At 60.5% G+C, this 15802-nt stretch carries 13 protein-coding genes; 3 read left to right on the top strand and 10 right to left on the bottom strand.

Going from position 1 to position 15802, the window contains the following annotated elements; translation table 11 throughout:
• Positions 1-173: 173 nt before the first annotated feature.
• The 10 genes from KVQ82_RS07895 to edd all read right to left on the bottom strand — a co-directional run bounded on the left by KVQ82_RS07895 (position 174) and on the right by edd (position 12754).
• Positions 174-1523: a carbohydrate porin gene (locus KVQ82_RS07895; protein WP_041068654.1), complete on the bottom strand. Its 1350-nt coding sequence runs from the start codon at positions 1521-1523 to the stop codon at positions 174-176.
• A gap of 224 nt (positions 1524-1747) precedes the next feature.
• Positions 1748-2908 (bottom strand): ABC transporter ATP-binding protein, encoded by a 1161-nt coding sequence (locus KVQ82_RS07890; RefSeq protein WP_027612564.1) that lies wholly within the window; start codon positions 2906-2908, stop codon positions 1748-1750.
• A 2-nt stretch (positions 2909-2910) separates the two neighbouring features.
• On the bottom strand, positions 2911-3756 hold the full coding sequence (locus KVQ82_RS07885; RefSeq protein WP_007969317.1) for a carbohydrate ABC transporter permease: 846 nt from the start codon (positions 3754-3756) through the stop codon (positions 2911-2913).
• Entirely contained in the window at positions 3749-4657 is a 909-nt protein-coding gene (locus KVQ82_RS07880) for a carbohydrate ABC transporter permease (protein ID WP_003227452.1), read from the bottom strand. The genes KVQ82_RS07885 and KVQ82_RS07880 overlap by 8 nt, the downstream gene beginning before the upstream one ends.
• 87 nt (positions 4658-4744) lie before the next feature.
• Positions 4745-6046, bottom strand: coding sequence for an ABC transporter substrate-binding protein (locus KVQ82_RS07875; protein WP_027612563.1), 1302 nt, complete (start codon positions 6044-6046; stop codon positions 4745-4747).
• A gap of 118 nt (positions 6047-6164) precedes the next feature.
• Complete coding sequence (locus KVQ82_RS07870; RefSeq protein WP_222018567.1) at positions 6165-7424, bottom strand: AGE family epimerase/isomerase; 1260 nt, start codon at positions 7422-7424, stop codon at positions 6165-6167.
• Between the two features lie 188 nt (positions 7425-7612).
• The gene (locus KVQ82_RS07865) at positions 7613-9082 is read right to left on the bottom strand and encodes an ATP-binding protein (RefSeq protein ID WP_222018566.1); all 1470 of its coding nucleotides are present in this window, start codon (positions 9080-9082) and stop codon (positions 7613-7615) included.
• Complete coding sequence (locus KVQ82_RS07860; protein WP_007917879.1) at positions 9072-9803, bottom strand: response regulator; 732 nt, start codon at positions 9801-9803, stop codon at positions 9072-9074. The genes KVQ82_RS07865 and KVQ82_RS07860 overlap by 11 nt, the downstream gene beginning before the upstream one ends.
• 177 nt (positions 9804-9980) lie before the next feature.
• Complete coding sequence (locus tag KVQ82_RS07855; protein WP_222018565.1) at positions 9981-10931, bottom strand: glucokinase; 951 nt, start codon at positions 10929-10931, stop codon at positions 9981-9983.
• Positions 10928-12754, bottom strand: coding sequence for a phosphogluconate dehydratase (gene edd / locus KVQ82_RS07850; RefSeq protein ID WP_041068637.1), 1827 nt, complete (start codon positions 12752-12754; stop codon positions 10928-10930). The genes KVQ82_RS07855 and edd overlap by 4 nt, the downstream gene beginning before the upstream one ends.
• 220 nt (positions 12755-12974) lie before the next feature.
• On the opposite strand from edd, the gene gap reads away from it, so the two are divergent.
• From gap to KVQ82_RS07835, 3 genes are all read left to right on the top strand, one after another.
• Positions 12975-13976: a type I glyceraldehyde-3-phosphate dehydrogenase gene (gene gap / locus KVQ82_RS07845; RefSeq protein ID WP_145594494.1), complete on the top strand. Its 1002-nt coding sequence runs from the start codon at positions 12975-12977 to the stop codon at positions 13974-13976.
• 181 nt (positions 13977-14157) lie between these two features.
• Positions 14158-14676 (top strand): RNA polymerase sigma factor, encoded by a 519-nt coding sequence (locus KVQ82_RS07840; protein ID WP_041068631.1) that lies wholly within the window; start codon positions 14158-14160, stop codon positions 14674-14676.
• 124 nt (positions 14677-14800) lie between these two features.
• Positions 14801-15766, top strand: a complete 966-nt coding sequence (locus KVQ82_RS07835) for a FecR domain-containing protein (RefSeq protein ID WP_222018564.1) — start codon at positions 14801-14803, stop codon at positions 15764-15766.
• The last annotated feature ends 36 nt before the right edge of the window (positions 15767-15802 follow it).

Raw genomic sequence — 15802 nt, 5'->3', positions numbered from 1 at the left:
TGCATACGGTATGTCAGGGTGAAAACGGTTGCAGGTCTGGGGTCGCTTCGCAACCCATCGGGGATAAATCCCCTCGCCACAGGTATTTCATTGGACGGCTATCGCAAAAAAAAGCGGACAGCCTGGGCTGTCCGCAAATATGCGCACATGGAGAGGAGCTTATCGCAGACGCGTCAGAACGTAGACTGAATTTTCAGGCCAGCGACCAAAGCGTTGTCCACGGCATCAACACCGCCCGGGTGAGTGATGTACTGCAGGTTAGGACGCACGGTCAGCCAGTTGGTGACGTGGAAGCCGTAGTTGATCTCGTAGTTGTATTCGGTTTCACGAATCGGCGAGAACACCGGATTGTCGTAATCCGAGACACCGTTGGAGGCATTCAGCAGTTCGGCGTTTTTCTTCACGTCATCGTTGACGTGTATACGCGCCGCGCCGATGCCGACGTCATCCTTCGGACGGGCGTCGAACGGGCCTTTGTAGACAAACATCACCGACTGATAGTTATCGATGAAGTTGGTGTCCTTGTCGTGGAAGGTCGCGTTGGCGGCAATGTTCAGACCGCGGCTGGCATCACCGTTGTGGCTGGTGAGTTGCTGCTGCGCGACGAACCAGTAGCCGTGTTTGCTGCTGTGGGTCTTGTAGGCGTCACCAGTGGTCGCTGCGTCGAAACCGTTGACGTCTTCACGCACGTCGCTGGCGTCAGCGGTGCTCTTGTAGTAACCGATGCGGTATTCGCCCGGCAGGCTGTTGACCTTCGGCGACCAGACCAGTTCGACTGGCAGAACAGTCCCTTTGGTGCCGCTGCCGCTGAGCTTGAAGCCGTTGCCGTGTTCCAGCTGCGACGGGTTCTGGTTGTACGCACCGATCTGCGCGTAGAGCTCGTCGTTGATGTTGTACTTCACGCGGATCGCGGCCTGGCTGACCGGCCAGTTGTACCAGATGTTGGTCGCCCAGTTACCCACTTGCGAGCCGCAGAACGCCAGGTTCTGGAAGTCGCACGGGAAGGTGTTGAAGTCTTCGCCCTCACCGAAGTAACCGGCCTTGACGTCAAGCTTGTTGTCGAAGAACTGGTGCTGAATCCACAACTGGGTCAGACGCACCATGTGGCCACGGCCGTAGACTTCCTGCGAGGAAGACAAGGTGCCGGCACGCGGATCGCCAATACGATCGTTGGAGATGTTCTGACCGTTACGGTTGGTCAACTGGATCTTGGCCTGAGTGTTGTCCCAGCCCCAGAGTTTTTGCAGGTCCAGCGCCACGCCCAGACCGAACTGATCGCTGTAGCGACCGGTCTTGTCGTCGTTGTAGCCGCCATGCAGGTTGGCGCCCATTTCCCCAACGTAGTCAGCCTTGATGTCGATACCCTGCTCGATCAGCTTGGTCCGCTCGCCACCCCAGTCGCCCGTCATCCATTTCGAATCGGAGCTGAACGCATCCGCAGCCATTGCATTGCCGGCCAGCACCAATGCCGCCGCAGCTGACACTTGGCAGATCAACCGGGCATTGACGTGTTTCTTTTTCATCCCTACATCCTCGTCTTTATTGTTATTAACTGTTTTTTTCCAACGCGGTTTACATAAATTGCGATGGATTACAGGCAATCCAGCGCGTGCTCCTGTTTGGAATCCGATCCCTGTGGGAGCTGGCTTGCCAGCGATGGCGGTGATTCAGGCGACATCCATGTTGGATGTGCCGGCCCCATCGCTGGCAAGCCAGCTCCCACATGACCGCATTCCAGCATTGATCTTCAGCGACCTTTGAACTGGGCGACATTTGCCGACCGCGCTTCGGTCTGCGCCTGGCCCGCAACGCCCAGACGCTCGCCAGTCTTGGCATCGAACAACAACACTTTCGACGGATCGAATTGCAGGGTCAGGGTCTCGCCCACCTGCGGTGCCACGTCCGGCGCCAGGCGGCAGCAGACTTTGGTTTCATTCAGGTTGACGAACACCAGGGTGTCCGGACCGGTCGGCTCGGTGACCTGCACTTCGGCCTTGATGCTCGGCAGGCCATTGCCCTCGCCGTTCGCCAGCACGATCTGCTCCGGGCGCAGGCCGAGGATCACTTCGCGATCTTCCAGCCCTGCATCCTGCATGCTCATCGGCAACTCGCAACGCGCCTGACCGCTGTCGAGCAGCGCCAGCAGACGACCGTCCTTGCGTTGCAGACGCAGCGGAATGAAGTTCATCGGCGGCGAACCGATGAAGCTCGCCACAAACAGGTTGGCCGGGTCGTTGTAGATCTCTTTCGGCGTGCCGAACTGCTGAATGATGCCGTCCTTCATCACCGCCACCTTGTCGCCCAGGGTCATCGCTTCGATCTGGTCGTGGGTCACGTAAACGGTGGTGGTTTTCAGACGCTGGTGCATCAGTTTCATTTCGGTGCGCATCTCGACGCGCAGCTTGGCGTCGAGGTTCGACAACGGTTCGTCGAACAGATAGATCTTCGGCCGCCGCGCCAACGCACGACCCATTGCCACGCGCTGTTGCTGACCACCGGAGAGTTGGCCCGGTTTGCGGTTGAGCAGGTGTTCGATCTGCAGCAGCTTGGCCACGCGCGCGACTTCTTCGTCGATCGCCGACTGGCTCATCTTGCGAATTTTCAGACCGAACTCGATGTTCTCGCGCACGCTCATGGTCGGGTACAGCGCGTAGGACTGGAACACCATGGCGATGTCGCGATCCTTCGGGCTCATGCCGCTGACGTCCTGGTCGCCGATCATGATCGCGCCACCGGTGATGGTCTCCAGGCCGGCGATGCAGTTCATCAGGGTCGACTTGCCGCAGCCCGACGGGCCGACCAGGATCAGGAACTCACCGTCCTTGATCGACAGTTCGATGTTCTTCAGGGTGTCCGGCAGGCCGGCACCGTAGGTCTTGTTGACGTTGCGAAGTTCGAGCGTTGCCATGATTACCCCTTGACTGCGCCGGCCGTCAGCCCGCGCACGAAATACTTGCCTGCGACCACATAGACCAGCAGGGTCGGCAGCCCGGCGATCATCGCCGCTGCCATATCAACGTTGTATTCCTTGGCCCCGGTGCTGGTGTTGACCAGGTTGTTCAGCGCCACCGTGATCGGTTGCGAATCACCGCTGGAGAACACCACACCGAACAGGAAGTCGTTCCAGATCTGGGTGAACTGCCAGATCAGGCAAACCATGATGATCGGGGTCGACATCGGCAGAATGATCTGCCGGAAGATCGTGAAGAAACCCGCGCCATCCAGCCGTGCAGCCTTGATCAGCGCATCGGGAATGCTCACGTAGTAGTTACGGAAAAACAGCGTGGTAAACGCGAGACCATAGACCACGTGCACGAACACCAGGCCGGTGGTGGTGCTCGCCAGGCCCATCTTGCCGAGGGTGAACGAGGCCGGCAGCAGCACGGTCTGGAACGGCAGGAAGCAACCGAACAGCAGCAGACCGAAGAACAGCTGCGAACCACGAAAGCGCCAGAACGACAGCACGTAGCCGTTCAACGCGCCGATGGCGGTGGAGATGACCACGGCCGGCACGGTGATCTTGATCGAGTTCCAGAAGTAACCGTCAACCGTGGCCCAGGCCTTGACCCAGCCGATGCCGCTGACCACGGTCGGCCAGCTCAGCAGGTTGCCGGTGCTGATGTCTTCCGGCGTCTTGAAGCTGGTCAGCAACATCACCACCAGCGGAATCAGATACAGCAATACCGCGAGGATCAGCACCGCGTAGATCGCGACGCGACTGAGGCTGAACGCGGGTTTTGCAGCGAGACTAGTCATGACGCTTGGTCCTCAGCTCGGAGTACAGGTAAGGCACGATGATCGCGAGAATCGCACCGAGCATCAGAATCGCACTGGCCGAGCCCATGCCCATCTGGCCGCGACTGAAGGTGAAGGAGTACATGAACATCGCCGGCAGGTCGGAGGAATAACCCGGGCCACCTGCCGTCATCGCCGCGACCAGGTCGAAGCTCTTGATCGCGATGTGGGCGAGGATCATCACCGCACTGAAGAACACCGGACGCAGGCTTGGCAGCACGACTTTCCAGTAGATGGTCGGCATGCTCGCACCGTCGATCTGTGCGGCACGGATGATCGACTGATCAACCCCGCGCAGGCCGGCAAGGAACATTGCCATGATGAAGCCCGAGGCTTGCCACACAGCGGCGATCACCAGGCAATACACCACACGATCCGGGTCGATCAGCCAGTCCAGACGGAAGCCTTCCCAGCCCCAGTCACGCAACAATTTGTCCAGGCCCATGCCCGGGTTGAGCAGCCATTTCCACGCGGTACCGGTGACGATCATCGAGAGCGCCATCGGGTACAGGTAAATGGTGCGGATAAAGCCTTCGCGACGGATGCGCTGGTCGAGGAACACCGCCAGCAGCACGCCGATCACCAGGGTGATGCCGATGAACATGCCACCGAACACCGCGAGGTTCTTGCTCGCTACCCACCAGCGGTCGTTGTCGAACAGCCGGGCGTATTGCGCCAGACCGGCCCACTTGTAGTTGGGCAGGAACGTCGAGGTGGTGAACGACAGCACGAACGTCCACAGGATGTAGCCATAGAAGCCCACCAGTACGATGAACATGCTCGGCGCCAACACCAGTTTCGGTAGCCAGCGCTGCAGTGCATCGAACGGCGAGGCTTTGCTGAACACAGCAACAGAACTCATGGGGAAATCCAGTACGAGGGTAGAAAATTCACACGCTTTCCCCTTGTGGGAGCGAGCTTGCTCCCACAGGGGCTGCGGTGCTGATGCTTATTTGGCCGACTGAACCGCCGCGCCCAGTTTCTTGGCCGCATCGGCCGGGTCGGCTTTCGGGTCGTTGATGTAGTTGGTCACGACATCAAAGAATGCGCCCTGCACCGCCAGCGTGGTCGCCATGTTGTGCGCCATGCTCGGTTGCAGGCCACCGGACTTGGCGTCAGCCAGAAAATCCTTGGCAGCGGTCTGCGCGCAGGAGTCGAAACCGAGTTTGTCCATGTTGTTCAACATGTCGTTACGTACCGGGATCGAGCCTTTGTTGATGCTGAAGACTTTCTGGAAGTTTTCCCCCAGCACGACTTTGGCGATGTCTTGCTGACCGGCCGCAGTGCCTTTGTCTTTCTGCTTGAACACCGCCAGGGAGTCGATGTTGTAGGTGAACGCCTTGTCGGTGCCCGGGAAGGCTACGCACTCGTAATCCTTGCCGGCGACTTTCTTGGCGGCGGTCCATTCGGACTTGGCCCAGTCACCCATGATCTGCATGCCGGCCTTGCCGTTGATGACCTTGGCCGCTTCCAGGTTCCAGTCCTGGCCTTTGCCGTCCTGGTCCATGTAGGTCGCGACTTTCTTCAGCTCGGTCAGCGCCTTGACCATTTCCGGACCGGTCAGCGCTTTGTTGTCCAGATCGACCAGGGCTTTCTTGTAACCATCAACGCCCATGACCGAGAGCACCACGGCTTCGAACACGGTGCTGTCCTGCCAAGGCTGACCGCCGTGAGCCAGCGGGATGAAGCCCGCAGCCTTGAGCTTGTCGCCGGCGGCGTAGAATTCTTCGAGGGTGGTCGGGTTCTTGGTGATGCCGGCTTTCTTGAACACTTCCGGGTTGATCCACAGCCAGTTCACGCGGTGAATGTTCACCGGTACGGCCACGTAATCACCGTCGTACTTCACGGTATCGGAGACTTTCTTGTCGAGCAGGCTGTCCCACTTCTCTTCTTTGGCCACGTCCTTCAGGACGTCGGTGTCGAGCAGACCGGTGGAGGCCCATTCCTGAATATCCGGGCCTTTGATCTGGGCCACGCCCGGCGGGTTGCCGGCCACGGCGCGGCTCTTCAACACGGTCATGGCCGTGGCACCGCCACCGCCGGCGACAGCGCCGTCTTTCCAGGTGAAACCGTCTTTTTCAACTTGCGCCTTGAGCACATCGACAGCGGCTTTTTCGCCACCGGACGTCCACCAGTGCACGACTTCAACCGAACCTTTGGATTCGGCAGCGGACACACTGAGAGGCAGAATTGCGAGCGGGAACAGGGAGGCGACAGAAATGACAGTAGCGAGGCGAGAAATCGCATTCATCTGAGATGTACCTTTCTTGTTGTTATGCATGCAAGTCTGGTGCTTGCGCTGCACAGGAGTTTAAACAGGGCGATTCCCTTCGCAGGTAACGAAGGGACGCGCAAATGTCACCACATGGTTACACAGGAACAGCCCGGGATATTTGCGCCAGAGCGGTTGCCATACTCGGTGACAAGGGTAGACGAGGGATCAACACCGCTTGCCACGCGTGGTAGAGATCGGGTTTGCCCGGCCAGATATCGGCGCTCGGACGGTTTTGCGGATCGAGTTCGTGATGCCAACTGCCATCGCAGCGATCGATGAAATGGCCTTCACAGAATTCCCAGAACAGCCGGTACCAGGTTTCGTATTGCGCATCACCGGTGCGTTTGAGCAAGGCGCTGGCCGCCGCGCTGGCTTCGGCATGGGTCCAGTGCAAGCGATGACGCACCACGGCTTTGTTGTCCCAGTCGAGGGTATAAACGATCCCCGGCGCGCCATCGACGTCCCAGCCGTTTCGGCAATTCTGCTCGAAGAGTTTTTGCGCATCGGTCGCCAGCCAACCGGGCGTGAGCATCCCGGCCTGGACCCGCGCCGCTTCGAGGTGCAGCAGCAGCCGCGCCCACTCGAAACCGTGGCCCGGGGTGGTGCCGTAAGGGCGGAAGCCGTCAGCGGGATTGTCGCGGTTGTACTCGCGCAGCGGTTGCCAGTCGCGGTCGAAGTGCTCGATGACCATGTAGCCGTTGGCGGCGGCGTGACCGTGGATCACCCGCTCGACGATGCGCTGCGCACGTACCAGCCAGCGCGGATCTTCAGTGACATCGGCCAGCGCAAGGAACGCTTCGGTGGCGTGCATGTTGCTGTTGGCGCCGCGGTACGCCTCTTCTTCGCGCCAGTCGCGATTGAAGAATTCGCGCATGGCGCCCTCTTCTTCGCTCCAGAAATACGTGTCGATGATGTCGATCGCGTCATCCAGCAATGCCTGGGCGCCGGGACGTTGCGCGACCACCGCCGAGCTGGCCGCGAGCGCGACAAAGGCATGCAGATAGGCGTTCTTGCCAGTGTCGCCATCGCGATGTTCGGCGACCGCAAACCAGCCGCCGTGCAGCGCATCCCGCAACGGGCCGCGCAGGGCCGCGATGCCGTGATCGACCAGTTCGGCAAACCCCGGCAAGCCTTGAATGTGAGCCATGGCGAAGCTGTGGGTCATGCGCGCGGTGTTCATGGTTTCGGCCTGCGCGTTGGCGGGCAAGCGGCCGCGCTCATCGAGGTTGCCGAAGCCTTCGGGCAACCTGGCAGCCTTGGCGAATGCCAGCAGGCGCAGGCCTTCGTCGGCGAGCCATTGCTGGTGGGCAGGGGCATTCAGCCAACTGCTGAAGCCTGGGTGAAAGGTGTCCATGAGTGGCCCTTTTTTGTTGTTATGACTGCGGGCAGTCTAAACAACGGGCCGGGGTGGGCTTGTAACGAAGGGGGCGGGTTTTGTCACCAAGCAGTGACATTAGAAAAGCAAAGTCAAAAGATCGCAGCCTTCGGCAGCTCCTACAGAGTGCGGTGTAGGAGCTGCCGAAGGCTGCGATCTTTTGATCTTCAGTCTACTGAACGCGGCAACTGCAACGTCACCCGCAACCCGCCCTCACGCAAATTCTGCAACGTCACCTCACCACCATGGCTGTGGGCAATGTTGCGCGCTATGCCCAAACCAAGACCATAACCCTGCTGCTGCCCGGCCAAGCGAAAGTGCGGCTCGAACACTTGCTCCAACCGCTGCTCCGGCACGCCCGGGCCTTCGTCGTCGACGTGCAGGACAAACGCGCGCTCATCGTCATCGATGTGCAGGTGCGCGTTCTGCCCGTACTTCAGCGCATTGTCGATGAGGTTGCCGATGCAGCGTTTCAACGCCAAAGGCTTGCCCGGATACGCCGCCAGCGCCTTGCCTTGCAGGGTCACGCGACCATTACCGTTGGGCGCCAGGTACGGTTCTACGAGGCAGTCGAGTACATGATTGAGATCCACCGGCTCGATGTTCTCGTGGATGTCGGTGTCTTTCACGCATTGCAGCGCGCCTTTGACCAGCAGCTCCAACTCATCCAGATCGCGACCGAACTTGGCTTGCAGCTTCTCGTCTTCGAGCAGTTCGACGCGCAAGCGCAGACGGGTGATCGGCGTGCGCAGGTCATGGGAAATCGCGCTGAACAACTGGCTGCGTTCGGTCAGGTAACGGCTGATGCGTTCGCGCATGGTGTTGAACGCACGGCCCACTTCCACCACTTCGCTGCCGCCGCCCTCGGCCACCGGCTCGACATCGGCGCCCAGCGACAGATCCCGCGCCGCCCGCGCCAGACGCTTGAGCGGCCGGCTCTGCCAGTGCACCAGCAGGCCGATGAACAACAGCAAGAAACCGCTGGTGAGGACAATGAACCACACCTGCTGCGCCGGCAGGCCTTGCTCTTCAAGACTGGTGTAGGGCTCGGGCAATAACGAGGCGATGTACAGCCATTCGCCCGGCGCCATCTGAATCTGCGTGACCAGCACCGGCGGATTCACCGGTTCCAGCGTCAGCGCGTAATGCGCCCACGAGCGCGGCAGCTCATCGAGTTTCAGCCCGGCATTGAAGATCCGCAGATCCTCGGGACTGACGAAGGTCACCGAAATATCAGTGTCATGCCCCAGCGACTGGCGCAGCACTTCATCCACCGCTTGAATCACCGCGGCCTTGCGTGGGGTGATCGGCAGCACGTCCATACCCAGCGGTTTGTCGTTGAGCGTCACCACGAAACGGGTGCCGCCCATGCTGCGCAACTGGTCGAGCACCAGCGGCCGGTAAGCCACTGGCAGCGAGCGGAAATAACTGACGCTGGCGGTCATCGAATGGGCCAGGCTGCGGGCGCTGGTGACCAGGCCTTCAAGCTGGGTGGCACGCAGTTGCGAGACCCAGATCACGCTCGACAACGTCTGCGCAAACAACACCGCCAACAAGGTCAGCAGCAGCATCCGCCCGAGCAGCGAACGCGGCACCGGCACTTTGCTGGCGAGCCGGCGCAGCGACTCAGTGAGCATTGCCGGCAACCACATTGGCTGCCAGTTGGTAGCCACTGCCGCGCACGGTGCGGATCAGTCGTGGCGGTTTTTCCGTGTCGCGCAGACGCTGGCGCAAGCGGCTGACGGCCATGTCGACAATCCGGTCGAGCGGCATCAGGTCACGGCCACGGGTGGCGTTGCCGATGGTGTCGCGGTCGAGAATTTCCTGCGGATGATCGAGAAACAACTTCAGCAGCGCAAAGTCGGCACCAGAGAGAATCACTTCCTCACCGTCGGTGTGAAACAGCCGATGACTGACCATGTCCAGCCGCCACTCGTCGAAGGCCAGTACGTCGCTGCCGCTGCGCTCTTGACCGAACTGCGCGCGACGCAGCAGCGCCTTGATTCGGGCTTGCAGCTCGCGGGGGCTGAAAGGTTTGCCAAGGTAGTCGTCAGCGCCGAGCTCCAGCCCGATCACGCGGTCGGCTTCGTCGGAACTGGCGGTGAGCATGATGATCGGCACCTGCGCCTGACGCGGATGCTGGCGCACCCAGCGGCACAGGCTGAAACCGTCTTCATCGGGCAGCATCACATCGAGGATCACCAGATCGCTCGGCGCCTCGTTGAGTGCCTGGCGGAAACTGGCGCCATCGGCGGTGGCCCGCACCTGAAACCCGGCGCGGGTCAGGTAGGTTTCCAGCAACTCGCGTATTTCCTGGTCGTCATCGACCAACAATATCGACTTGTTGACTGAGCTCACTTCGAAGGCATCCTTGTTGTTGGAATTGGGGCGGATTATGCCTGATGAACCTTGGAAATTTGTTGTCTGTTCTGGCCCCATCGCTGGCAAGCCAGCTCCCACAAGGTCTTGTACACATCCTGAGGATGTCTTCGATCCTGTGGGAGCTGGCTTGCCAGCGATGCAGGCGACTCAGTCTCAAAACTGTTCGAGTGCCACACCAGCGCCAACAAGACCGGAATACGGCGCCGTCACCAGCCACACCGGAATGCCCTTGAAGTAGTCGCTCATGCAGCCCTTGTCGGCGAAGCTGCGGGCGAAACCGCTTTCGACGAAGAAATCGGCAAAGCGCGGAATCACCCCGCCAACGATGTACACGCCGCCACGCCCACCGGTGGTCAGCACGTTGTTGCCGGCCACACGGCCGAGCCAGCAGCAGAACTGTTCCAGCACTTCCAGGGCGATCGGATCGCCAGCCAGACCGGCCGCGGTAATCGCTTCCGGCGTCTCAAGCTTCGGTTCATGTCCGTCCACTGCGCAGATCGCCCGGTAGACGCGCGGCAAGCCACCACCGCTCAGCGCCGTTTCTGCGCTGACGTGTCCGATCTCGTTGTGGATGTGCTGCCAGAGCTGGGTTTCACGCGGACTGCTCAGCGGCAGATCGACGTGCCCGCCCTCCCCCGGCAGCGCGGCAAACCGCCCTTCGCCGAGATCAAGCAAGGTACCGACGCCCAGCCCCGTGCCCGGACCGATCACCACCGCCGGGCGCAACGGCTCCGGCGTGCCTTCGCAGACCACACGGAATTCCCCGGGCTGCAAACGGGTCATGCCCAGCGCCATCGCCGAGAAATCGTTGATCAACAGCAGTTGTTCGACCTGCAAGGTCTTGCAGAACGCCGTGCGACTCAAGCGCCAGTGATTGTTGGTGAATTTGAATTCATCCCCACTCACCGGCCCCGCCACCGACAGGCACACCGAACCGATCGAACCCGGCGCCAGACCGAGGCCGCTCAGGTACAGGCTGATCGCCTCTTCCGGGCTGGCATGGTCGGCTGTGGCCAGCACCTGAACCGATTCCAGTTGCTGGTTTTTCCACAACGCGAATCGCGCGTTGGTGCCTCCGATATCACCGACCAAAGCCAGTTTCAATTAAGCGTCTCCAGGGCAGAAGTGAAGGCGCTGGCGCCCTGCTCCGCCGAGCTGAAGGCCAAACGCATGAAGCCAAACAGTTCGCGACCGCTGCCGATGTTGTTGCCCAACAGGCCTTTGGCGGGTTCGCGCGCTGCAAATTCGGCGGCGTCGACCTTGAGTTCCAAAGTGCCTTTGACGCCATCGACGCGGATGATATCGCCCTCTTGCACCCGCGCCAAAGCACCGCCGACATACGCTTCGGGACTTACGTGAATCGCCGCCGGGATTTTCCCCGACGCGCCGGACATGCGCCCGTCGGTGACCAGCGCGACTTTGAAGCCACGATCCTGCAGCACGCCGAGGAACGGCGTCATCTTGTGCAGCTCGGGCATGCCGTTGGAGCGCGGGCCCTGGAAGCGCATCACCGCAACAAAATCCTTCTCCAGCAAACCGGCCTTGAACGCGTCGGCCAGGTCCTGCTGATCCTGGAACACCATGGCTGGCGCTTCGACGATCTGGTTTTCCAGCGCCACCGCGGAGACTTTCATCACCCCGCGACCGAGGTTGCCTTCCATCACCCGCAGACCGCCCTCGGCGGAGAATGCACGGGCGACCGGACGCAGGATGTTTTCGTCGAGGCTTTCGGTCGGGCCTTCGCGCCACACCAACTCACCGTTATCGAGGAATGGCTCCTTGGTGTACTGGCTCAAGCCGTGGCCGAGCACGGTGTTGACGTCTTCGTGCAGCAGGCCGGCCTCGAGCAGTTCGCGGATCAGGAACGACATGCCGCCAGCAGCCTGGAAATGATTGATGTCGGCTTTGCCGTTCGGGTAAACGTGGCTCAGGGTCGGCACGACTTCGGAGAGGTCGGCCATGTCCTGCCAGGTCAGCTGGATGCCAGCGGCCATGGCAATGGCCGGCATGTGCAGGGTGTGGTTGGTCGAGCCGCCGGTGGCGTGCAGTGCGACGATCGAGTTGACCAGCGCCTTCTCGTCGACGATTTCGCCGATCGGCATGAAGTTGCCGTTTTGCTTGGTCAGACGCGTGACCTGATGCGCGGCTTCGCGGGTCAGGGCATCACGCAGCGGCGTATTCGGGTTGACGAAAGACGCGCCCGGCAAGTGCAGGCCCATGACTTCCATCAGCAACTGGTTGGTATTGGCGGTGCCGTAGAAGGTGCAGGTGCCCGGGCTGTGGTAGGACTTCATTTCTGATTCCAGCAGCTCTTCGCGGGTCGCCTTGCCTTCGGCGTACTTCTGCCGCACGTCGGCTTTTTCCTTGTTGGAAATCCCCGAGACCATCGGCCCGCCCGGGACGAAGATCGTCGGCAGATGGCCGAAACGCAGCGAGCCCATCATCAGGCCCGGGACGATCTTGTCGCAGATGCCGAGCATCAGCGCGCCATCGAACATGTTGTGCGACAACGCCACCGCCGTCGACATGGCGATCACTTCACGGCTTGGCAGGCTCAGCTCCATGCCCGGCTCGCCCTGGGTCACGCCATCGCACATCGCCGGCGTACCACCGGCGAACTGGCCGACCGAGCCGATTTCGCGCAAGGCGTTTTTGATCTGCTGGGGAAACACTTCGTACGGCTGGTGCGCCGAGAGCATGTCGTTATACGAAGAAACAATGGCGATGTTCGCCGAGTTCATCATCCGCAGGCTGTGCTTGTCTTCGCTGCCACATCCGGCCACGCCGTGGGCGAAGTTGGCGCATTGCAGCTTGCCGCGCATCGGCCCGTCAGTGGCGGCGCCGCGAATCAGTGCAAGGTAAGCCTGACGCGTGGCGCGGCTGCGGGCGATAAGCCGTTCGGTGACCTCAAGAACGCGGGGATGCATGTGTAGAACTCCAGGCTAACGGATGTGGCGACCTGATTGTCTATGCTGATCAAACGCCGTTGTTGTTGGAATGACAGACGGCTTTTTTGACCATTCGGACCAGTTGATTCAGGTCACTCGTTGTAGATAAAACAAAATATTGCCACTAAAAAGGCTTGTTTTCTATTTTTATGCGAATAATCTTGTAATTCCAACAACAAAACGACGGCGGCGCTGTTCAATGACTCTTCGAATCGCAATCAATGGTTTTGGCCGCATCGGCCGTAATGTCCTGCGCGCACTGTATACCCAAGGCTATCGACAGGATTTGCAGATCGTCGCCATCAACGATCTGGGCGACAGCGCCATCAACGCCCATCTACTCAAATACGACACCGTTCACGGCACATTCGACGCCGAAGTGGCCCATGACAATGAGAGCCTGACGGTCAATGGCGACCGCATTGCGGTCAGCGCCATTCGCAACCCGGCCGAGCTACCATGGGCCGCGGAAAAGATCGATGTGGTGTTCGAATGCACCGGTCTGTTCACCGACCGCGCCAAAGCGGCCGCGCATCTTACTGCCGGCGCGCGCAAAGTCATCATATCGGCACCGGCCAAAGGCGCCGACGCTACCGTTGTTTACGGCGTGAACCACGACATTCTGCGCCAGTCGCACCAGATCATCTCCAACGCTTCGTGCACCACCAACTGCCTGGCGCCGGTGGCGCAGGTGCTGCACCGCGAACTGGGGATCGAAAGCGGCCTGATGACCACGATTCATGCCTACACCAACGACCAGAACCTCACCGACGTCTATCACACCGACCCGTACCGCGCGCGTTCGGCCACGCAGAACATGATCCCGAGCAAGACCGGCGCCGCCGAAGCGGTAGGCCTGGTGCTTCCGGAACTGGCGGGCAAACTGACCGGCATGGCCGTGCGGGTGCCGGTGATCAATGTGTCGCTGGTGGACCTGACTGTGCAGTTGAAGAAGGAAGCCACGGCCGACGAAGTCAACGCGCTGATGAAAGCCGCCAGCCAACACTCGAAAATTTTGGGTTACAACACGTTGCCGCTGGTTTCCAGCGACTTCAACCACAACCCGCTGTCGTCGATCTTCGACGCCAATCACACCAAATCCAGCGGCAAACTGCTGAAGGTGCTGGCCTGGTACGACAACGAATGGGGCTTCTCCAACCGCATGTTGGATAACTGCCTGGCGCTCTGCAACGCGGAGTAACCGACAACTCCTTGTAGGAGCTGCCGAAGGCTGCGATCTTTTGATCTTGTTTTAAAAGCAACATCAAAAGATCGCAGCCTTCGGCAGCTCCTACATTTGTCTGCTTCGTTCAAAAACAACACTTGACCACTCGACTAGATGATAAGCATTATCATTCGCTCGAAATAGATCAGGTTCCCCCGTGAGTCAATCGCGCTTCAATCACGTCTTCCTCTCTCAGCGCACATCCCTGCTGCGTACGATCGAGCGGATGGTCAACAATCACAGCACCGCCGAAGACCTGTTGCAGGAAACCTACCTGCGCGTCACGCGGGCGCTGAGCGAGCGCGCCATCGATCACCTTGAACCCTTCGTGTTCCAGACCGCGCGCAACCTGGCGCTGGATCACCTGCGTGCGCGCAAGATCCATTCGCGAACCATGGTCGATGACGTGCCGCAGGACGTGGTGCACAGCGTCGCCGCCCCCGCCAGCAGCGCCGAAGACGCCGCCCACGCTGAACAATTGCTGGAGCGCCTGAACGTGAGCCTCAGTCAACTCAGCCCGCGTCAGCAGCAGATTTTCATCCTCAGCCGCCTGCACGGGCACAGCTACCAGGAAATCGCCGACGAATTGAATGTGTCCCTCAGCACCGTGCAGAAGGAACTCAAGCTGATCATGTCGATCTGCATCGGTGTCGCCGAGCGCTTGAATGGCGCCTGAGGTCGCAGGCGATTTCTGTCAGCATCAGCATCGACTGCACTGATCAGCGGGCTTTGCTACCCTTGCCCGACTTTTACGCTTCACTAAAAAAACAGCCGTGCACAGACACTGCCGAGGAAACACCGTGACGGACACCCACCGCCCGCCTTCGCCCGACACGGCGCAGGACGCCGCCCGTGCAATGGACCAGGCTCTGGACTGGCTCATCGTGCTCGGCAGTGCGGACGAAGAGCAGACCCGGCAATTTCATGCATGGCTGGCGGCCGATCCGTTGAATGCCGAGGCGTTCGCCAAGGCCCAGGCGATCTGGGACGGGCCGCAAGTGGTGCAATGCGCGCAGAGTCTCGCTGCGAAACCCGCGAAAGTGACGCTCATCAAACGTCTGCGCCCGCACTGGAAACCGTTGGCCACCGCTGCGGTGCTGATTCTGGGCCTGTTCAGTTTCAGCAACCTGCCGATGCGCCTGCAGGCCGATCATCTGACCGTGGTCGGCGAGCGTCAGCGCCTGCAACTGGAGGACGGCTCCAAGGTGCTGCTCAACACCAATTCGGCCTTCTCCAGCAGCATCAATGAGCGCCAGCGCGTGGCGCGGCTGTATCAGGGCGAAGCGTTTTTCGAGGTGGCCGCCAACCGTGGCCAACCGCTGGAAATCGATGCCGGCCCGGTACAGGCCAGCGTGCGCGACACCGATTTCGCCGTGCGTTATCTGGACGGTGTGGCACAGGTCAACGTACAGCGCGGCGATGTCGATCTGCGTGCCACCCACAATGACGCGCGCGTGCGTTTGAGCGCCGGCGAAAGCATCCGTATCGGCCCCAACGGTTTCGATCGTCCGGCCAAACTCGATGCCGCCACCGACCTGGCCTGGGTCCAGGGCCGGTTGATCTTTGAAAACTGTCCGCTCGACAAGGTGCTGGCCGAACTGCGCCGCTACTACCCGGGCTGGATCATCAACACCAACGAGCAGTTGGCCGACGTCAACGTCACCGGCAATTACCGTCTCGACCAACCGCTGGACGTCGTGCGTTCCCTCGCCCACATCACCTCGGCGCGCCTGCAGGAATTCCCGGCGCTGGTGATCCTGAACTAAATGAGAATTATTTTTACTCGATAGCGAAACCCCGTT

The sequence above is a fragment of the Pseudomonas sp. AO-1 genome, assembly GCF_019775695.1.
Lineage (GTDB): Bacteria > Pseudomonadota > Gammaproteobacteria > Pseudomonadales > Pseudomonadaceae > Aquipseudomonas > Aquipseudomonas parakoreensis.
The sequence above is the reverse complement of the archived record's forward strand: the minus strand, read 5'-3'. Positions and strand labels throughout refer to the sequence as shown.